The sequence below is a fragment of the Corallincola platygyrae genome (assembly GCF_039544265.1).
GTDB classification, from domain to species: domain Bacteria; phylum Pseudomonadota; class Gammaproteobacteria; order Enterobacterales; family Neiellaceae; genus Corallincola; species Corallincola platygyrae.
Genome location: NZ_BAABLI010000012.1, coordinates 1 through 20,837 on the forward strand (window position 1 = coordinate 1; position 20,837 = coordinate 20,837).

Genomic DNA, 20,837 nt, shown 5'->3' on the forward strand with positions numbered 1-20,837 from the left:
GTTATTTCTTTCCGCTGCCTCGCCCTGAGCGAGTGAGGCGGCATTATAGGGACCTTAATCTCATCGTCAACGCTTTTTTTGTGATGCAGACACTGTTCGGTCAGTTATTAACCAGGCCGATATTTAACTTATTGATATTACGAAAACGCCCTCGTAACGAGGGCGTTTAAAAAGATGGAACTGAGCCTAAAACAAGTAAGAAATCGGCTATTTCTTTTCTTCGTCGTTTTCTGCAGTTTCCTCAACGGTAGATGAAGGATTGGCTTTCACTTCCTTTTCCTTTTCATCGCTTTGGTCACTACTTTCGAAGTCTGCATCATTTCCGTCACCAACCACATGCTCCATCTTTAACTCGCGAACACTGCGCAGGGTCACTACAGGACCTGAAATTGCGTATAGAAGGAATATGGCGAACAACACGAGTGCTGGGTTCGTGGCAACGACAACAAAGATAAGTACCACAACCAAGATCGCAACAAACGAGACCTTCCCTTTCCAGTCGACATCTTTAAAACTGTGATAGCGGAAATTACTCACCATCAGCAACCCAGCAGCAACAGTAATGATGGCAACAATAAAGGATACATCACTACCATTTATCTCATAGTTGTCACCAACCCAAACCATGCCAGCAATAATCGCTGCAGCAGCTGGACTGGCAAGCCCCTGGAAAAAGCGCTTATCGGCAATACCAACCTGAGTGTTAAATCGCGCCAAGCGCAGCGCGGCACCAGCAACAAAGATAAAGGCGGATAACCAACCAATTTTGCCCAGGTCCACCAAGCCCCAATTGTATGCAACCAGTGCGGGCGCGATGCCGAAAGACACCATGTCTGCCATGCTGTCATATTCGGCGCCAAATGCACTTTGCGTATTGGTCATACGCGCAACACGGCCATCGAGTCCATCCATAATCATAGCGATAAAGATGGCAACAGCCGCTGCCTCAAATCTTTCATTCATTGAGGCGACTACCGCATAAAATCCTGAAAACAAACCCGCGGTGGTCAACAGATTTGGCAGGAGATAGATCCCACGATGCTTATGAGATTCTTTTGTCGTATCCTGATTCATATAAGAGTTTGAGACGTTTAACAGTTCTTACTTGGGGCACAAGATAGCATAGAGCATCCGTGTTCCGCAGTGGTTATATGAAGGGAAATCCTTGATGCAGACTAAATTTCGTCTGGTTTGTCTAATTTTGGCAACACTCATTTCATCATTATTCATCAGAGCTGCCTTTGCCAACCAGGTGGTGTATTTCTGGTATGACGAAAACGGCGTTATCCATTTTGCCGAGCAACGCCCGTCAGACAGACAGGTCTACGCTGTCGAGATGTTAGAGGCTCCGACAGAGAAGAAAGAAAACAAATATACCTATGAGTCTCTTTTCGAAGATAAAGAAAAAGCAGCCAAAGAAGCTGAGGCAGAAAAGGAACAACCTAAATATGATATGACCCATGCTAAACAACGCTGCGAAGACGCTAAAAAAACGCTGTGGATATTGGAGCATAAGAACTTCGTAAGGCAGCAAGGCCGCGATGGCGAGATATCAACACTAAGCTACGAACAAAAATTGGAAATTACTGCCCGCTCGCAGGAGGAGATAAGCAACTTCTGCAAATGAGCTCTTGATTTCGGAAACGAGAAAGGGCCTCAAAAGAGGCCCTTTCTCGTTTCTGAGAGTTAATTAGTTTTGAAATACCAGCTCTCCATCCTGCGCGGTCACCATAATGACCGCTCCCGGAGCAAACTCTCCTTGCAGAAGCCTTTGAGCTAATGGGTTCTCTAGTTCGGTCTGAATAGCTCGCTTCAACGGTCTGGCGCCATACACGGGATCGAAACCTGCAGATGCCAGCAAGTTCATCGCATCGTCTTCAAGTTCCAGACCAAGGTCTTTGGCCTGTAATCTCAGCTTCAGACGGTCAATTTGGATCTCAGCAATAGATTTGATCTGTGCTTGGCCAAGCGGATGGAAGACGACAGTGTCATCGATGCGGTTGATGAACTCAGGGCGGAACTGCTGGCCCACGACCTCCATCACACGCGCTTTCATCGCATCATATTGCTCATCTTTGTGCATATCCTGGATGAGGTCTGAACCCAAATTGGAGGTCATGATCACCACGGAATTACGAAAATCTACGGTGCGTCCCTGACCATCGGTGAGGCGACCATCATCTAACACCTGCAGCAGGATATTGAAGACATCAGGGTGAGCCTTTTCAACTTCATCCAGCAAAATTACTGAATATGGACGACGTCGGACAGCTTCAGTGAGATAGCCACCCTCTTCGTAACCAACGTATCCGGGAGGTGCACCAACAAGCCTTGCGACAGAGTGTTTCTCCATAAACTCAGACATGTCGATACGAACCATGGCTTCGTCAGTGTCAAACAGGAACTGTGCCAGCGCTTTGCAGAGCTCCGTTTTCCCTACACCAGTGGGTCCCAAAAAGAGAAATGAACCTATTGGACGGGCAGGATCCGATAGCCCGGCTCGAGATCTGCGAATGGCATTCGCTACTGCCACAACCGCCTCTTCCTGGCCAACGACTCGTTTGTGAAGCCCTTGCTCCATAGAGAGTAACTTCTCGCGCTCTCCTTCCAACATTTTGGCAACCGGAATGCCTGTCCAACGGGAGAGCACTTCAGCGATCTCGTTGTCAGTAACGCGATTTCGAAGCAACTTCATATCCTGCATTTCTGCCTGGCTCGCCAGATCCAGCTGCCTTTCCAGCGCAGGGATACGGCCGTACTGCAATTCAGACATGCGATTCAGATCGCTGGCTCGGCGCGCAGTTTCCAACTCCATACGCGCCTGTTCCAATTCTGCTTTGATATTTTGCGTACCTGACAACGCCGCTTTTTCGGACGTCCACACTTCTTCCAGCTCAGTGAACTTGCGTTCGTTTTCCCGGAGCTCGCCATCCAGTTTATCTAAACGCTTTTTACTGGCTTCGTCAGACTCTTTTTCCAGTGCCTGCCTTTCCAATTTAAGCTGAATGATACGTCGCTCCAAGCGATCTAACTCTTCCGGTTTAGAGTCGATCTGAATACGAATACGAGACGCTGCCTCATCGATCAGATCGATCGCTTTGTCTGGCAGCTGACGATCTGAGATATACCTATGGGATAAACTCGCCGCGGCAACAATCGCAGGGTCAGTGATCTCAACGGCGTGGTGAAGTTCGTACCGCTCTTTTAAGCCACGAAGAATGGCGATGGTATCTTCAACGTTGGGTTGCTCGACTAAGACTTTCTGGAAGCGACGCTCCAGTGCGGCATCTTTCTCCACATACTGTCGATACTCGTCCAAGGTGGTGGCACCAACACAATGCAGTTCACCACGAGCGAGTGCAGGCTTAAGCATATTACCCGCGTCCATGGCGCCTTCACCTTTACCGGCCCCCACCATGGTATGCAGTTCATCAATAAAGAGGATGACCTGCCCCTCTTCTTTGGACAGTTCATTCAGAACAGCTTTAAGACGTTCTTCAAACTCACCTCGGTACTTCGCTCCCGCAAGCAAACTGCCCATGTCCAATGAAAGAACACGTTTGTTTTTCAACCCTTCAGGCACTTCGCCATTAATAATTCGCTGAGCTAAACCTTCCACGATAGCTGTTTTACCTACACCAGGCTCACCAATAAGTACCGGGTTGTTCTTGGTACGGCGCTGCAGAACCTGAATCGTTCTGCGGATCTCCTCGTCACGACCGATCACAGGATCTAGTTTGCCCTGCTCAGCTCTTTCGGTGAGATCTATGGTGTATTTGTCCAGTGCCTGCCGTTGATCTTCGGCATTTGGGTCGTCGACCTTCTGGCCACCACGCACTTGCTCGATAGCCTTCTCAACAGACGCTTTGTCTAATCCCAGCTCCCTGAGGTGCTGCCCAAGCTCACCCTGCTCGTCAACTGCCGCCAGGATAAACAACTCGCTTGAGATAAATTTGTCTTTGCGCTTTTGCGCTAGCTTGTCACACAGGTTGAAAAGCGAGATCAATGCAGAGGAAAGCTGAACATCACCGCCAATGCCTTCTACCTTTGGCAAACGGTCTAGGGTCGCGCCTAATTTGCTGCGCAGAGCGGAAACATCAAGCCCTGCCGTTTGAAGCAAATGACGACCACTTCCGCCTTCCTGATTTAACAGCGCCATCATCAGATGAGCTGGCTCAATGAACTGGTGATCACGGCCAAGAGCCATGGACTGAGCGTCAGAAATGGCAAGTTGAAACTTGCTAGTGAGCTTATCAATACGCATTAGTTAGCTCCCAAAATAATATCTAATATGAATACTATCTGGGCACTATTGGTCTCGATTTCAAGTCACTTTATAGAAGAATGGTGGGCAAAAGAGCGGGAATATTACCGCTAATTTGTCATCCAAATAGCTGCGGCCATGCGGCCAGTATTGCCATCTCTACGGTGGGAAAAGAACACTGACTCCTGACTGTAGGTGCATAGGCCAGAGTCAGCAATGTCGACAATACCAAGGCTCTGTAACCTCTGAGTCGCTAATAAAGGTAGATTGGCGTAAAACTTGTTTGGTTGAGTTTTCGAAGCAGTAAAACAAGCAGCAGAAGCTTCCCGTTGCGAAACAAATTTTTTGCGAACTTCAGCACCCACTTCAAATGCATAAGGCCCGATACAGGGCCCTAACCATGCCATTAGATCGCATGCGTTGCCGCGATAACCAGCTACGGCATTTTCAACAATACCATCAGCCAAACCGCGCCAACCGGCATGCACTGCCGATATCCAAGTTCCCTGACGATTGCACAGCAGTATTGGAAGACAATCTGCCGTCATGATCACTAATGGCGTAGATTGTTTTGTTGTAATGGCGCCATCGGCCTCTGGCACATCACTGCTAAGGGAATCCACCGCCAGAATGCGAGTGCCATGCACCTGGGTAAGCCATTGAGGCGCGCTAGGCATAAAAGCGTCAGCAACAAATCGACGCCTGTTTTCAGCAACATCCGCCTCATTGTCACCAACATGGTTGCCGAGATTGAACGATAGCCATGGCTCGCTGCTCACTCCACCTATTCTGGTAGAATAAACAGCTCGCACATTTGCAGGGGCGGGCCAGTCAACCTCACACACCGACGTTACCACTGAGGCTCCGGGTTCGCTTCAAAGTCTGCTTTAAACGCGTCAACCATAGCCAACATGTCGTCGGGAACAGGCGCCTGCCAACTCATAAAGTCACCAGTAATGGGATGCTCCAGCTCAAGCCGAGCAGCATGAAGCGCCTGACGTCGGAACCCTCTCAACGCCTTCAACAATTCCTCCGAAGCGGCTCTGGGCGGTTTTGGTCGCCCACCATAAGTATAATCGCCAACCAGTGGGTGTTTAAGATGTGCCATATGTACACGGATCTGATGGGTACGACCTGTTTCCAGTCTCAAACGCAACCTAGAATGTGCACGATACTTTTCCATTACCCGGTAATGGGTCACTGCATCACGGCCATTAGGAACAACCGCCATATGGGTGCGCTGTGTAGGATGCCTGCCGATAGGCGCTTCGACACGACCACCAGCCGTTAGCAAGCCATTTACCAAGGCCTCGTACTCTCGTGTGATCTGTCTGGCCTGCAATCTTTCGACTAGATGGGTTTGTGCTGGCACCGTTTTCGCTACCACCATCAGCCCCGTAGTATCTTTGTCTAAACGATGAACAATGCCCGCTCTGGGCACTTCAATGATCTTTGGATAATGATGCAGAAGCGCATTTAGAACCGTGCCTGTGGGATTTCCTGCTCCTGGATGCACGACAAGACCAGCAGGTTTATTGATGACCAGGATGTCATCATCCTCATAAACAATATTGAGTGGAATAGCTTCGGCTTCCCACTCGCCCTGCTCTTCAAGCTCTGCTTCAACTTTGACGACCTCTCCACCCATTAACTTAAGCTTGGGTACAGAAACAACGTCTCCATCAATACTGACCAGTCCATCAAGTATCCACTGCTTTATGCGACTGCGGCTGTAATCACTAAAGAGTTCAGCCAATACTTGATCAAGTCTCTTTCCACCAAGTTCAAAAGGAACTTCGCTTTGTAATGAAATCTTTTCCGCCATGGGCGACCTTATTAACATAACGCTTAGCTGCTATTGTACAGTGCTATTGCGACTGGGGTACAATCCCTGGCCAAAGTAAAAGGCCAAGCATCCTGTTAACCGGAACAACAACGATTAGAAAATGAGAAAATTTCTGCTGCCATTAGCGCTTATTGCATTGTTAAGTGCCTGTTCAAACAGTAATCAAACTGTTGAGCGCGTTCCCGAAAAATCACCAGCGGCACTCTATCAAGACGCACAGGAGGCGCTAGAAGTTGGCAACTTTTTAACCTCCATCCAGACCCTTGAAGCGCTCGCATCTCGCTATCCATTTGGCCCATATGCTCATCAAACACAGCTAGACTTACTGTATGCCTACTACAAATCAGGACAAACAGCGCAAGCACTGGCGACAGCAGATCGATTTATTCGACTGAATCCTACTCACCCAGACAACGACTATGTTTACTACATGAGAGGACTGGTAAATGTTGAAGCCGATGGTGAGATTCTACATGACCTCTTAGGCATTGACCGCTCAGACAGGGATCCAGGTCTAATCAAACAAGCCTTCGATGACTTCTCGAAAGTAGTATCTCGTTACCCAGACAGCAAATTTGCCCCTGATGCCAGACAGCGGATGATATTTATCAAAGAACGTTTGGCCCGGCACGAATTGTCGGTTGCTAACTATTACATTGAACGAGAGGCATACATCGCGGCGGCGAACCGAGGGCGTTATATCATTGAAACGTTTGGCGATACGCGAGCTTCTGAGGGTGCATTGGAAGTGATGGTTCGCGCTTATGAAAAGCTAGGACTTGATGACTTAAAAGCAGATGCAGAGGCAACGCTTAGACTCAACTTTCCAGATAATGAGTTAGTCTCTAAAAGTTAAAAAAGGGAGCCTGATGGCTCCCTTTTTTATTGAAACCGAGCTTATACCGCTTCAGTACCTTCTTCACCAGTACGAATGCGAATAACGCGAGCAACGTCTGATACAAATATCTTACCGTCGCCAATCTTGCCGGACTTGGCTGTGTTTGCAATCACTTCGATAACGCGGTCGACATCGTCGTCATTGACGATCAAATCAATCTTCATTTTAGGCAGGAAGTCCACCATATATTCAGCGCCACGATAGAGCTCTGTATGTCCTTTCTGACGACCAAAGCCTTTTACCTCTGTTACCGTCATACCAGTAATGCCGATCTCTGCCAGGGCCTCGCGAACGTCGTCAAGCTTAAATGGCTTGATTATCGCTTCAACCTTTTTCATGCGTCTTTCCTCTTAATATCTTATAAATGCCTACGGCCAAATCCTGAGCAAATAGGACAACGTCGACCTTTGCCAATTTTCATTTTGTTATTTTGCGCAAACTGTCTTTCAAAGAGATCAGTCTTAATCAATCAAACATATTGAATGCTAGCTGTCACTGTAACTAGCAGATACCAATTTCGCTACTTCTTTGTCGGCCAAAACGTAGTAATCGAGAATCAGATCAAGTTCATAGCGCCGCCCTTAAAACTAAACACAGGTATCAGCCAAACTCAAACATCTCTAAACAAGCATATATAAGTAGTGACATAGCGATTATCGAAACGTTGCCATTGGCACAAGAATCAGCGCCAGAATAGTGATCCCGAACACCACAGATCTGCTCAGATACGACATAGTTCACAGATCTAAGTGTAGATTGAGAATAGATATGTATAGATGGGTTAACCGAGGTTTGCTGGTGTAAACTGGCAGGCTCGAAAAGTTATCTTTTATGGTACGGGAATATCATGCGCAGTAAAGATTCAGGATTCACGCTAGTAGAGTTGATGGTAACTTTGGCTATAGCAGTGATATTAGCGACACTGGCAGCCCCTTCCTTTATCGACTCTTTAGAGAGTTCTAGAGCCAAAAGTGCCAGTAACGATATACATAAAGCATTTCAATTAGCTCGCGGGGAAGCTGTCGCAAGAAAGATACCAACTACCGTTTGCCCGATGGAGACGACCTCATGCGGTACCGATTGGAGCAAAGGAATAGCGGTGTTTCAGGATGCTAACGGCAATGGAGCTTTTGACAATGGTACAGATACTTTCCTGAAAAAAGTCGATATATTCAGCACACAAGATTTAATCAAGGCGACCGGTTCAAGCGTCACATTTTCAGTTCAGGGCACAACAACCGACATGTTAACCATCAACTATTGCCCAGGAAAAGAAGCGACCAATGGACGTAAAGTTGTTCTTTCTATGTCCGGACGTTCTCGCGTTTCCAAAGAAGCCATTAGCTGCAATTAAGTCTGCCATCTGAAATTTCTTAGCCATTAAAAAGCCAGTGCTTTTGTGCACTGGCTTTTTTTTGTAACACGGTCCCACTTATACGGAAAAGCTCAAACTACATCGGTGTTTTATCTTCTAAGCTACGCGCTTTTCTATTTTCGAAGTCTGAGAATTTCGGCCTGCACTCAAAATACTTTTTAACGTTTAACTGGCTAATACCATTATCAGCATAAACAGGAAGCGCCTTTAACTGTGATTCAGTGTCGACATTTGACTCTGGAGTGAATCGATAGTGAACAATTTGTCGTTCACCACTATCCAGCATAACGTAACACTTCCACTCTTCTTCAGCTGACGCTGCGAGTGACTGAAAACTCGCAGCAACAGAGCTGAACACCAGACCCATCAAAAATTTGTTCATCATTACCTCCAGCAATCTGCTGGGCTTTTAGAGCCCAAATTGTCTAAGGTGAGCGTTTTACAAGCACTATCACGAATGGCCTGTGAGCCTTTCGCTTTCGCTGTTAGCCTAAAGTCGGTTCTGATATTGGTCACTGCAACCGCATCTATCTCATAGTTTTCATTTTCTGTTACAAAAGGGTCTGCGCTCATCCCTAGGTCAGTCATATCCTCGGTATAACTTCTATGGTCCAGATAGTACTGCTCCATCATCTGAGATAACCTAACCAGTTCGCGCTGCCCTTCTGTTCGATTATTTTTGGCAACATAGTTTGTGTAGGAGGGATAGGCGATTGCCGCCAAAATCCCTACCACAGCAACAGCTATCATTAGCTCAATAAGTGTGATCCCTTTAACTCTAAACACACGTTCCATTAAATATCCTCTCGATAACCTGACTGGGCTTTAATAACCGCATCGAACGGCAAGTTGACAGGATCTCCACCACAGTCCTGTACTGCAGGGTCACAGTCACAATTTTGAGTATTAGGGTCACATGGCGGCTGCTCTTGTTCTGGTAACTCTTTAAGCTCTGGCACTTCCTTCACGCCAGATGCAGTCACTATTTTAAGTTCACCATCAACGATTATGGCAGTCGGCGGGTTATAACTGGGAATCTCCACGGCATCATAACTCACGCTTTCCTGGCGGATATCACATAAACCATCAGCGTAAAGAATGGACTGTCCTAAGGCAGGTTCACACTGAGCTGCATTATTACCAGGTGGCGTAAATCCACTATGCAAGACAACCCCTTCAATAATTCGGGCTGGAGAAAGTGATTTCTCCGCAATCAGCGGATAGTCAATATAGCAGCCCGACTTACCATCAGTTTGCGCTCTCAAAGACAACACGGCTTCATCGTCATTAGCGGAGGCAACTAATTGATTGTAGGCACGCTGGTCAAACAACTCGCCCAAAGTGATGGCGGTCCGCTTTCGCGTTTCGTCCTTTGAGAGCGGAAGAACATCAGTGTCTCTAATTAAAAAGAACATATCCTGAGTATCATTGTCCAATGGGTGAGACACGTTCCCCGAACCGATGGTGACGAAATCAATTGGGATCTGCCCTTCGCTGAAGATCTTATTATTGTTCAGGTCCGTGCTCTCTATGACCTTAGAGTTCAATGAACGCGCAACAACGGGTTTAACAAAGAAGCGTCTATCGGATGCAGAGATATCACCCCCTAAGGTTGCCAACTTAAAGGCACTTGCGTCACTAAGGCTGTCTGTAGGTATATCAATCCGCCACAAGTTTCCGCCAGTATCAGGCGCATAGATACGATCAGCAAATCCGTCATAGTCGCTATCCATAACAGCGACTTCCGCTGGAATACTATCAGTGATACCCACAATCTGAGTGTTTTTCCCGCCAGACTCAGAAGACGTAAACTTCCATATCAGAGCGCCTGTTTTTGCATCAACAATAAAAACGCCCATTCCTACATTGTCATCTGTGCCAACGGTTTGCAGGTCTTTGTTAATGTCATAACCCGCGCCGAAAATTAGTACAGGCTTGCCGGCACCATGAGCACGAAGAAAAGCGATAGTTGGTTTAGACCAGCTTTGACCTAACTCCAGGAAGTCGCCGTCTCCGCCGGTAATTTGCCACATCTTTTTGGGGCTATCAGGAGAACTCAGATCCATCCCATAGTATGAATTTCCACCGCGGCGCATCCCCGTGAAAGCCCAGACATCTTCACCGGGATCTATTTGCCCATCGTAATCGGCATCGTTAGTGTAAATCGTGGCGGTACCGTCCATGCCATACACTTTTGTTGCGGTTTCCAGGTTATCTCTCAGCAGCGCATAGTTATCAAACAATTCTCTAGGTGCGAACGCCCAGCTTTCATCCACCTCATCATCGCTGACATCTTTGAACATGTGGAGAAAACCGTAGTTAGTACCAATAAGAACCCTCAAGTCCTGACTACCTTCATTTTCCCCACCGTAGTTAACAGCAACCGGGCGAGAGTGCAGCGGGTCTCCAAACTGGAACTCATGATAGTCTGAGTTAGGGACATCATCATCCACATCCAATCCAAGCATCCAGTTAACGTTGGCTGTAATAGTGGCATCATCGCCGCCCAGGGTAGCAAGCTCCTCAGCGGTGGCATTAGCCAGCACATTGGCAGGAGTCAACTCGATAAGCCCTCCGTCACCAAGATCTGTCAGAACTTTGCGATCAGTCTTCTTATAGAGCATTTCAATAACGCCACCTTTTGCGACATCAGGACCGTCCTTATCGCCCCCCCAGTAGGTGCTTACCCCTTCCGCTATGCCCCCTTTAGCATCCAGTGCAGCGCCATCATCGGCATCTATTACCTGGGAGCCCGACAGCTTCAGCTTTTTCAAATTACCCTGCCATCTCGTCGTCTTAGACGATTTGAAAATGGAGTAAAAAAGCACATCCAACACTTCTGTTCTGTCAAAACTACTGGTTGCAACTGCCGGCGAGGTCAGGCTGGCGTTGTTGGCGAGAATTTTCATTAGCGCGTCTTGCAGTGCGCTGGTTAGCTCTTGAGCATTACCCGCTTTGTAGTATTGACCTCCACCGTTTTGTGCGGCGGAAAGCAAAATTTTTGTAGACTTTGGAATATTTGGGTCGTCGGCATCGGTAAATACATCACCAAAACCCACGGTATAGATTTGTGCCGTTTGTTTGCCGTCGTCCGGGTTACCGTTAATGTCCTGAGTATGCATCCATCCGGTGAGCGCCGGCAAATAATTACCTTCAACTGCTGGATACCTTACCGCATCGTCACCTGAGATAGGCAGGTTCGCCACTGTAGTGTTTACATAACCGTCTCGGGTTGGTTCACCATCGGTCACCAATATCACATACAATTTGTCTGAGCACGGACCGTAGGGTGAGACGTAATTACCTCCAGACCAAATGGATGTATCGGAGTACGGCTGCTCTTTCAAATTATTGGGAACATCACTAAACACAACCGCTTCGCCAGCAAAATAGCGCTTCACCTCGTACATGGTTTCACACAAGGGTGTCCATGTCGTCGCGTTAAGGTCAGCGATCGTATCGGTAAGGGTTTCTCGCTGGGCGTTTGTCATGCCGTCAGGTATCCCCTTAACAATGCGCCCGCCCTGCGGCTGCGAATTATTCATATTGAAAACGGACAGGCCGAAATCAGCGGTCAACGTAGAGGAGATAACCTGATTAATCGACTCTTTGGCGATCTGCAGCTTGGACTGATTAACCTTCTGTATATCCTCGTTGTGATACCACTTAAGGTAATTGGCCATATAGAGAGTGACGGGCTCACCATTGCCGAGATGGGTTCCGTTAGCAGGCGTACTCTGGATAGTATCGCTGTAGTAGATTGGATTCTGCTTTTTGCCCTGCCCATCGATGGGATAACCCGAAGGGTAGCCAGCACCGCCGTTATTGGTTGGATCGCCTGCGGATATATCCTCAAGGCAATCGATGGGATTGTTTGTATCGGCGCCGCTGTTCTCTTTCATTTCCAGCCAGCTGCCACTTTGCCCGCTGAAACGGTATTCACGAATATAACCTGTAAAATAACCCTTCTCTCGCAACTTTATCTCTGCCTGGTGGCAGTTAAATGTATCGAAATTGAATCGGTTCTGTTCGTTGGGGCCATCCGGCACAGGCGGTGCCCCGCCATCTAATGAACCTTTTCGCCAGTAGATAAAGTCCTTTCTGAAATCATCTTCATCGAAGCTTAGCGAGTTGTCAGCCCCGGTGGCTTCATAGGTTTTTGTTGGGTCATACCCCTCTTTAACTTCAATGGTCCCTGCCATACTCCCCGAATTATCAAAGATAACCATGACTTTCGGGCTGTACCCAGTACGAGAACTAATCTCTCTGATAAACAGCTCAGTATCTTCAGCCACACTGGAAGGCGTGTGCAGGGCTGTCACCACCGCCAAGGCAGAACTGAGCAAAATACCTAGTTGCTTAAGTTTCATTGTCTGCGCTCCTAATTCTGATTTGGATCGGGGTAGTACTGGTAAATCAACACATCCATGCCACTATCTCGCGCAGTCTGTTGCGCATCAAATCGATGCTCGGCGAGTACCCTGCCATAACGACATTTAATAAGTCCGAGTTCACTGGGCTTGTGCCTGGGGCGGCAATCCTCGATCACCTGCCCGGAAGCATCAGCAACCACTCGAACAGTTGCATTAGTGTTGGTAAGTGAAGTCCCAATGGCGTGGTCTTGACCGTCCGGTAGGTTGGTGAGCTTTCTATTTTGATCAGTCAGTTGTCCTTCATAGGTTTGGACAACCACATTATCGACACCACCAGCAACGATTTGACGTGATTCGCTCTGATCGGAGGAAGCACCTGAAAGTTTTAGATCAAACTGACTATTGGAAACGAGTACAACGGCGGTTGTTGTGATTGCCACCAGCAACAACATTCCAACAATCAATACAGCCCCTCGCTGATTTCTAAGATTGCTTATCATAACGGGTTCCTTAGGGTTACTGTCGTTGACAGCAACATCCTTCTGTATTTGTCTGCTGATGGTATGGTGACGTTACGGCCACCCATCTGGTAAACAATTTCGCCATGCTGGTAACTAGCGTCGGGTTCCCGCGCACGTGCAAGCACAAAGATCCGAACCGCCACAATACGCTCACCAATCGCATCGGCGCTGTCCCACTGGTTAGCTGTTACATCGGGCGTATCCAAAAAGCCATTGGGGTGGCCATCACCATTGGTGTCGATACCAAATTGGAAATGAATATTTTCAATACCTGGCACCAAGCCACCACTGGCCAACTCCATGTTTGCATTACCATTTTCAATAATAAGTTGGCGCCGCTGCAAATAAGGGACGGTGGGATCGTCAGATGGTGACGAGGCAATATAGTAGACATGGTGTTGATATTCATAACGAGCACCATTCTGAACATCCGCTGCGGTTGGAGCCGCACCCGCTTGATAAAGCACTATTTGAGAAAAATTAGCCATACCATAAAACCGGCCGGCACTTTCATCACCCGCATCCAATGGATCGACAATAAAGCGCTTTATCTGGAGTACGTCAGTACCAGCATTGGGGGAATCACACTCAGCAGTCAAAAGCGGTGCGCCGTTTACAGAAAAACCTGCCCATATCGTTCTAAACTTGAGGCCATCACCAACAGGAAAGGTGCCGTTACGGCCGCCGGCTTGCTGACATTCAGTTGTGGGAACATTAACCCCAACATTAAGCTCAACGGTGGGAGACGGACTGTTTAAATTGATACCGGTAAAATCACCGAAGTATCCGGCCTGCGCAACGTCCTGCGACAGAATATTCAGGGCTAAACGCGCATTCTCTTGAAGCTCACCGACAGCGGTGGTTTGCGTTTCAAGCCGGCTTTGACTCGTGAAAAACGTGACAACCCCACCAAGTAAAACTAAGCCCAAGACCATGGTAACCATGAGCTCAACTAGCGAAAATCCTTTTTCTTTTATATGGCTATTCGTCATGGTATTACTCATAAACTGATAAAGGTTTCTACGGTCAACATACGACGGTGCTCGCCAGATGTTCCGCAATTTTTAGCAAAATCTGACTTGTTTGAACCTGCATCGGATAGTTTGGTTAGACCATGCCAGGCAACAACAACGGTGACGGTGCCATTAACTTGCTGAATACAGCCGGTCACATCGGTCAATCCAGAGATATTGCTACCACCTTCCTTGACGTCTGCACCATCGAGCATCTGCTCCCAAACATAGAGGTCATGGAGCGTAACTTCAGCGGAGTTACAAGAGGCAGCAAAACCAGAGCAATCCCTGGGGGCAGACTGAGTCCCACCACCAAAATTGCCATCATAACGGCTGGCCAAAGCTTGCGCCCTGTTGGTCCGCATACGCTCAATAATATCGTTGGCTAATACTGTTGCCATGGTGCGCTGCGAAGCTTCAAACACACCGCGTTTAGCAACTGATTGCAACATACCGACGCCAAGAATGCCGATAACCAAAACCAATATGGCAATCAAAAGCTCGAGCATGCTAAAGCCAGCTTGGCGGGTGGAACTACGAGAATGGTACTTCATACCTGACAATCACTACCTCGTTGCTAAACCGTGCAACGGATTACTGTATCCTTACAAGTCTAACCTAAAAGTGTCGACTTTCTTTACATTCCGTCACAAATATGGTGCAAATATGCGCATCTAATATTCAATTAAATGCTAAAAATATAACCATATCTAACTGACTGAATATAACCCTGAAACGAAAACGCCTCCAACTGCGGGAGGCGTTTGCGTGATCTAAATCCTAAATAGGATAAGCAGTTACTTAATGAGAAGCCACTTCAATACGAAGCTCTGGAGGGATAGAAAAGCTGATCGTTTCTTCACGGCCGGGGTTTTCTTCTACCGTTTCTCCACCCCAGCTTTGTAGCTTGTCGATAACTTGCTTGACCAGTACCTCAGGAGCAGATGCACCCGCAGTCACACCAACACACTCAATACCGTCCGTTAGCCATTCTTTCTGGATATTGTCCGCAGTATCGATGAGATAAGCAGGGGTGTTGTACTTTTCACCCAGCTCACGCAGTCGGTTTGAGTTTGAGCTGTTCTTGGCGCCAACAACCAACATTAACTGACATTTTGAAGCCAGATCTCTTACCGCATCCTGTCTATTTTGAGTGGCGTAACAGATATCATCTTTACGAGGCCCCTGAATATCAGGGAAACGTTCACGCAGGGCATCAATCACTTCAGCCGTGTCATCTACACTGAGCGTGGTCTGGGTGACGTAACAAAGATCCTTTTCATCCTTAACAGGCAAATTAGCCACATCCGCAGGAGACTCCACCAAGTGAATGGCGCCTTCCGGGTTGCTGTACTGACCCATTGTGCCTTCCACTTCCGGGTGCCCCGCGTGGCCGATCAATACGCACTCATGACCTTTACGACTGGCTCGGGTGACCTCCATATGAACCTTGGTTACCAATGGGCAGGTCGCATCAAACACTTTCAAGCCACGAGACTTTGCCTCGTTACGAACAGCCTGACTAACACCATGAGCACTGAAGATAACGATACTGTCGTCAGGGATTTCGGATAGTTCTTCCACAAACACTGCGCCGCGCTCCCTCAAACCATCAACAACGTAGCGGTTGTGAACAACTTCGTGACGCACATAAATGGGAGGCTGAAAGATATCCAGCGCACGCTCAACTATACTGATGGCACGATCAACACCAGCACAGAAACCGCGGGGATTAGCGAGTAGGATCTTCATTGATTCAACCTGCTTTGTTCACTTCGATAATTTCGACATCAAACGTTACTGTCTGACCTGCAAGTGGATGATTAAAATCCACCGTCACAGACTCTCCCTCTACAGCGCGGATAACCCCAGGGAGTTCACTGCCATTAGGTTGTGCGAAAGCAATAATCGCACCCTCTTCACAGGCAACATCGGCTGGGAAACGGCTACGTTCAACATGGTGAATTAAGTCTGGGTCAGGCACACCAAACGCATCTTCAGGCGGCAATTCGAACGATTTGTTATCGCCCTGCTCCAATCCAAGCAGACAACGTTCAAAGGCGGGCGTCAGAGAACCATCACCCATCACCAACTTGGCAGGCTTTTGTGCAACCTTAGTCGTTTCTGCTACAGAACCATCGGCAAGCTTAAGCGTAAAGTGCATCAGCACTTCAGAAGAGCTGGAGATTTGTGAGGCCATTAATTGCTCTCCTTTGTCTCTGGTGTTTTCTGCTCACCACGTAAAGCATCGAGAATCAGCAGCACGGCTCCGACACAGATAGCACTATCAGCAATATTAAATGCTGGCCAATGCCAATTACCTACATAGAAGTCGATAAAATCGATCACATAACCCAAATAGATACGATCGATCAGATTGCCAATCGCACCGCCGAGCACCAAGGAAAAACTAACCCCCTGTAACCAAACGTTGCGAGATATCCCTTTTAACCAGTAGATCAGCAAACCACTAATAGCTACTGCGATAAAAGCAAAGAACCAGCGTTGCCAACCGCCTGCATCACTTAGAAAGCTAAATGCCGCCCCTTTGTTGTGAACATAGGTCCACTGCAAATAGGGAATAAACTCAACGGTTTCGCGGTAATTAAATGTATTGGCCACGTACAGCTTAGTGATTTGATCAACCACTATGATAACTAGCGCCAGCCAAAGCCAGCGCAAACCAGTTTGATGCCAAGGCATATTAGGCGAACTCACGGACTTCCCCTTCACCATCCACGTTGGTGATACAGCGGCCACACAGGGTTGGGTGTTCAGCGTGACTGCCCACATCTTCACGGTGGTGCCAGCAACGCTCACACTTCTCACCTTCTGAGCGAGCAACAGAAACCTTCAGGTTCTCCAGCTCACCTGCAGCAGCGTCTTCTGGCGCATCGGCCAGAGGAGCCAAAGCGGCTTTTGAGGTCAAAAGTACAAAACGCAACTCGTCACCCAGTTTGGCGAGGTTAGTAGCAAGCGCATCGTCAACATACAGTGTGACTTCGGCTTGCAGTGAGCCACCAATTTTCTCTTCACGACGTGCCACTTCCAATGCCTTGTTAACGTCGTTACGGATAGCAATCAGCTGTTCCCAGAACGCGTTATCAATGCCATCAGTGCATTCCGGCATCTCGCTCAAGCCGTCAAACCAAGTTTGAGTAAAGACAAACTCCTCACGCTCACCTGGCAGCAACTGCCAGATCTCGTCAGCGGTGAAGCTCATGATAGGCGCCATCCAGCGCACCATGCCCTCAGCAATCAAATACAGAGCCGTCTGGCAAGAACGACGTGCTACACTGTCGGCCTTGGCTGTGTACTGGCGATCCTTAATAACATCCAGATACAGGCTGCCTAGTTCGATAGAACAGAAGTGCATCAACTTCTGCACAACCACATGGAACTGGTAGCTGTCATAGGCTTCCAAGATATCTTGCTGAAGCTCTGCGGCACGACCAACGATCCAGCGGTCCATGGCCACCATATCTTCTGCAGCGACCGAATCTTTTGCAGGATCAAAGCCATTCAAGTTAGACAGCAGGAAACGGGCAGTATTTCGGATGCGGCGATATGAATCGGCAGAGCGCATCAGGATCTCGTCAGAAACCGTCATTTCTGCCGAGTAGTTAGTTGAAGCCACCCACAGACGCAGGATATCTGCACCCAGTTTGTTTACCACTTTTTGTGGTGACATCACGTTGCCCAGAGATTTGGACATCTTGCGTCCCTGGCCATCAACGGTAAAGCCGTGAGTGAGCACTTGCTTATAGGGTGCGTGGCCTTTCATCGCTACTGAAGTCATCAGAGATGACTGGAACCAGCCACGGTGTTGGTCAGAGCCTTCAAGATACAGATCCGCAGGACCGCCCAAGTAGTCGCGATCATCGACCACACAAGAGTGAGTAACTCCGGAGTCAAACCATACATCCAAAGTATCCGTTACTTTACGATACTTAGCGGCCTCTTCTTCACCCAACAGCTCTGCTGGCTCAAGGTCAAACCAGGCTTGGATCCCGGCTTTCTCTACACGATCCGCAACCTCTGCCATCAGACGATTGGCTTCCGGGTGCAGTTCGTCGGTATCTTTGTCCACGAACAGGGCAATCGGCACGCCCCAGGTGCGCTGACGGGAGATACACCAATCTGGGCGACCATCCACCATGCCTTCGATACGGCTCTGGCCCCAGTCAGGCATCCATTCTGTCTTTTCGATTTCCGCCATGGCTGCATCACGCAGACCCGCTTTCTCCATGCTGATAAACCACTGTGGCGTAGCACGGAAAATAATGGGCGTTTTGTGGCGCCAGCAATGTGGGTAGCTGTGCTCATAGGCGTGGTGATGTAGCAATGCATTGTTTTCAGTCAGTACATCAACCACATCAGCATTGGCTTTGAATACGTGTTTGCCTGCAAATAGCTCAGTGTCCGGCAGGAATACACCATTACCACCAACAGGGTTCACTACAGGCAGGTCATATTGTTTGCCTACTACAAAGTCATCCTGACCATGGCCCGGCGCTGTGTGAACGCAACCAGTACCTGAATCGGTTGTGACATGATCACCCAGAATGACAGGAACCTGGCGGTCATAAAACGGGTGTTGCAGGCTGATTAACTCCAAATCGCTGCCTTTGGCATAACCCAAAGCGTGATGGTGCTTCACACCGTAACGATCGATTGCTGCTTCCATCAGTTCGTGCGCGAGGATCAGGCGCTCTTTACCTGAATCTGTTTCAATCTGAACTAAAACGTATTCGAGGTTCGGATGCAGGGCAACGGCTTGGTTTGCAGGCAAGGTCCAGGGTGTGGTTGTCCAGATCACTGCAGAGATAGGACCTTCACCAACATGACCATCAGGATGCTGAAACTTCTCTGCCACAGCGTCGGCGTCAACCGCGGCAAACTTCACATCGATAGCAGGTGATGTTTTGTCTTTATATTCGACTTCCGCTTCGGCCAGCGCAGAGCCACAGTCAGTACACCAATGAACAGGTTTAGAGCCCTGCTGCAGATGGCCATTTTCAACGATCTTACCTAAAGAGCGGATGATGTTGGCTTCAAAACCATAATCCATGGTCAGATACGGGTTACCCCACTCACCTAACACTCCCAAACGGATAAAGTCGTTACGCTGACCATCAACCTGCTTGCGCGCATACTCTCGACATTTCTCGCGAAACTCTGCAGCGCTCACCTTCACGCCCGGCTTGCCTACTTTCTTTTCAACTTGCAGCTCGATGGGCAGGCCGTGGCAGTCCCAGCCAGGAACGTAAGGCGCGTCAAAGCCAGAGAGTGTCTTTGACTTAACGATAATGTCTTTCAGGATCTTATTGACTGAGTGGCCGATATGGATGTCACCGTTGGCATACGGAGGGCCATCGTGAAGAATGAACTTCTCACAACCTGCGCGTGCTTCGCGAATCGCCTGGTACAACCCTTTTTTGTTCCAGGCTTCCAACATCTTCGGCTCACGTTGAGCGAGATTCCCGCGCATGGGGAATGCCGTTTCCGGCAGGTTCAGTGTCGCTTTATAGTCAGTCATGTACTTACGTTCCGAGCCTCTTCATTTGAGGCATTTATATGCACAGATTTAAATCAATTAGCAGGCACGGCGCCAAAAAAGCGGCGAGCCTGCGTTGTATCTTTCTCTATTTGAGCCGTTAGCGCTGCAAACGATTCAAACTTTTGTTCATCACGCAGCTTGTCTAAAAGCTGAACTTCTATACGTTTACCGTATAGATCACCCTGGTAGTCAAACAGGTGGACTTCCAGCCTCGGCTCACGTCCGTTCATGGTTGGACGATCGCCCAGGTTCGCTACGCCCTGATATACGGTGTCGTCTTCGAACAGGTGAACCTTAACGGCAAACACGCCAGACAAGGCTACTTTATGCCTTTTCAGCGCCAGGTTGGCAGTAGGAAAACCAAGCTGGCGACCTTTTTTGTCACCATGGAATACCCGACCACTGATGCTATAAGGTCGCCCTAGCATCTCTTCAGCCAGGGTTAAATCGCCACAGGCCAATGCCTGGCGAATCAAAGTACTACTGATCCGTTGCTGCTGACGACAAAAACTCTTAGTGCTTTCAACACTGAAGCCGTGTTTTGCCCCCGCCTGTCGGAGCATTTCAAAATCCCCAAGCCGTTTAGCACCAAAGCGGAAGTCGTCGCCAACAACTAAGTGACGCACACCGAGCTTACTCACAATTAACTCTTCAACAAATTGCTCTGCGCTCAGACTCGCCAACTTACGATTGAACGAAGCACACAGCACTCTGTCGACACTAAGTTCAGCCAACTTGGCGACCTTTTCCGTCAGCGTGCACAAGCGTGGAGGAGCAATATCGGGCTGGAACAGCTCTTGTGGCTGTGGCTCAAAGGTCATCACGGTGACAGGCAAACCCAACGTTTCGCCCTTGGCTCGCAATGAGCCAATGACCGCCTGATGCCCTAAATGCACGCCGTCAAAATTACCAATCGTCAACACGCAGCCGTGATGTTGCGGCAAGAGATTATGTACGCCGCGAATCAGCTCCATTGCTGCTCCAACT

General features: G+C 48.4%; 19 protein-coding genes. 3 read left to right on the plus strand and 16 right to left on the minus strand.

The genetic code is table 11. The features are described from left to right. Positions 1–207 precede the first annotated feature (207 nt). Complete coding sequence (gene pssA / locus ABEA14_RS09895; protein ID WP_345339828.1) at positions 208–1,074, minus strand: CDP-diacylglycerol--serine O-phosphatidyltransferase; 867 nt, start codon at positions 1,072–1,074, stop codon at positions 208–210. A 94-nt stretch (positions 1,075–1,168) separates the two neighbouring features. On the opposite strand from pssA, the gene ABEA14_RS09900 reads away from it, so the two are divergent. Beyond that, a complete protein-coding gene (locus tag ABEA14_RS09900) occupies positions 1,169–1,627 on the plus strand; it encodes a DUF4124 domain-containing protein (protein WP_345339829.1) in 459 nt (152 codons plus the stop codon). Between the two features lie 63 nt (positions 1,628–1,690). Here ABEA14_RS09900 and clpB read toward each other — a convergent pair whose 3' ends face one another. The 3 genes from clpB to rluD all read right to left on the minus strand — a co-directional run bounded on the left by clpB (position 1,691) and on the right by rluD (position 6,089). Continuing rightward, positions 1,691–4,264 (minus strand): ATP-dependent chaperone ClpB, encoded by a 2,574-nt coding sequence (gene clpB / locus ABEA14_RS09905; protein ID WP_345339830.1) that lies wholly within the window; start codon positions 4,262–4,264, stop codon positions 1,691–1,693. A gap of 110 nt (positions 4,265–4,374) precedes the next feature. After that, complete coding sequence (pgeF, locus tag ABEA14_RS09910; RefSeq protein ID WP_345339831.1) at positions 4,375–5,121, minus strand: peptidoglycan editing factor PgeF; 747 nt, start codon at positions 5,119–5,121, stop codon at positions 4,375–4,377. Continuing rightward, a complete protein-coding gene (rluD, locus tag ABEA14_RS09915; RefSeq protein WP_345339832.1) occupies positions 5,115–6,089 on the minus strand; it encodes a 23S rRNA pseudouridine(1911/1915/1917) synthase RluD in 975 nt (324 codons plus the stop codon). Before rluD ends, pgeF begins: the two co-directional genes overlap by 7 nt. Positions 6,090–6,210: 121 nt before the next feature. Between rluD and ABEA14_RS09920 the strand changes: the two genes are divergently transcribed. Further along, on the plus strand, positions 6,211–6,966 hold the full coding sequence (locus ABEA14_RS09920) for an outer membrane protein assembly factor BamD (protein WP_345339833.1): 756 nt from the start codon (positions 6,211–6,213) through the stop codon (positions 6,964–6,966). A 41-nt stretch (positions 6,967–7,007) separates the two neighbouring features. On the opposite strand, the gene ABEA14_RS09925 is transcribed toward ABEA14_RS09920, so the two are convergent. Beyond that, positions 7,008–7,346, minus strand: coding sequence for a P-II family nitrogen regulator (locus tag ABEA14_RS09925; protein ID WP_345339834.1), 339 nt, complete (start codon positions 7,344–7,346; stop codon positions 7,008–7,010). Positions 7,347–7,855: 509 nt separating this feature from the next. Between ABEA14_RS09925 and ABEA14_RS09930 the strand changes: the two genes are divergently transcribed. Next, positions 7,856–8,362, plus strand: coding sequence for a GspH/FimT family pseudopilin (locus ABEA14_RS09930; RefSeq protein ID WP_345339835.1), 507 nt, complete (start codon positions 7,856–7,858; stop codon positions 8,360–8,362). Between the two features lie 97 nt (positions 8,363–8,459). On the opposite strand, the gene ABEA14_RS09935 is transcribed toward ABEA14_RS09930, so the two are convergent. The 11 genes from ABEA14_RS09935 to ribF form a co-directional block, all read right to left on the minus strand. Then, positions 8,460–8,765: a TapY2 family type IVa secretion system protein gene (locus tag ABEA14_RS09935; protein ID WP_345339836.1), complete on the minus strand. Its 306-nt coding sequence runs from the start codon at positions 8,763–8,765 to the stop codon at positions 8,460–8,462. Positions 8,766–8,767: 2 nt separating this feature from the next. Continuing rightward, positions 8,768–9,178 carry a type IV pilin protein gene (locus ABEA14_RS09940; RefSeq protein ID WP_345339837.1) on the minus strand — a complete coding sequence of 137 codons (411 nt, stop codon included), beginning with the start codon at positions 9,176–9,178 and terminating at the stop codon, positions 8,768–8,770. Continuing rightward, positions 9,178–12,753, minus strand: a complete 3,576-nt coding sequence (locus ABEA14_RS09945) for a pilus assembly protein (RefSeq protein WP_345339838.1) — start codon at positions 12,751–12,753, stop codon at positions 9,178–9,180. The genes ABEA14_RS09940 and ABEA14_RS09945 overlap by 1 nt, the downstream gene beginning before the upstream one ends. Before the next feature lie 11 nt (positions 12,754–12,764). Next, entirely contained in the window at positions 12,765–13,256 is a 492-nt protein-coding gene (locus tag ABEA14_RS09950) for a hypothetical protein (protein WP_345339839.1), read from the minus strand. Beyond that, positions 13,253–14,269, minus strand: a complete 1,017-nt coding sequence (locus ABEA14_RS09955) for a PilW family protein (RefSeq protein WP_345339840.1) — start codon at positions 14,267–14,269, stop codon at positions 13,253–13,255. The genes ABEA14_RS09950 and ABEA14_RS09955 overlap by 4 nt, the downstream gene beginning before the upstream one ends. 8 nt (positions 14,270–14,277) lie before the next feature. Continuing rightward, a complete protein-coding gene (gene pilV / locus ABEA14_RS09960) occupies positions 14,278–14,844 on the minus strand; it encodes a type IV pilus modification protein PilV (protein ID WP_345339841.1) in 567 nt (188 codons plus the stop codon). A gap of 247 nt (positions 14,845–15,091) precedes the next feature. After that, entirely contained in the window at positions 15,092–16,042 is a 951-nt protein-coding gene (gene ispH / locus ABEA14_RS09965) for a 4-hydroxy-3-methylbut-2-enyl diphosphate reductase (protein WP_345339842.1), read from the minus strand. 4 nt (positions 16,043–16,046) lie between these two features. After that, positions 16,047–16,490, minus strand: coding sequence for an FKBP-type peptidyl-prolyl cis-trans isomerase (gene fkpB / locus ABEA14_RS09970; protein ID WP_345339843.1), 444 nt, complete (start codon positions 16,488–16,490; stop codon positions 16,047–16,049). Then, complete coding sequence (lspA, locus tag ABEA14_RS09975; protein WP_345339993.1) at positions 16,490–16,993, minus strand: signal peptidase II; 504 nt, start codon at positions 16,991–16,993, stop codon at positions 16,490–16,492. Before lspA ends, fkpB begins: the two co-directional genes overlap by 1 nt. A 1-nt stretch (position 16,994) precedes the next feature. Further along, complete coding sequence (gene ileS / locus ABEA14_RS09980) at positions 16,995–19,829, minus strand: isoleucine--tRNA ligase (protein ID WP_345339844.1); 2,835 nt, start codon at positions 19,827–19,829, stop codon at positions 16,995–16,997. A 53-nt stretch (positions 19,830–19,882) separates the two neighbouring features. Beyond that, complete coding sequence (gene ribF / locus ABEA14_RS09985; protein WP_345339845.1) at positions 19,883–20,824, minus strand: bifunctional riboflavin kinase/FAD synthetase; 942 nt, start codon at positions 20,822–20,824, stop codon at positions 19,883–19,885. Between the last annotated feature and the right edge of the window lie 13 nt (positions 20,825–20,837).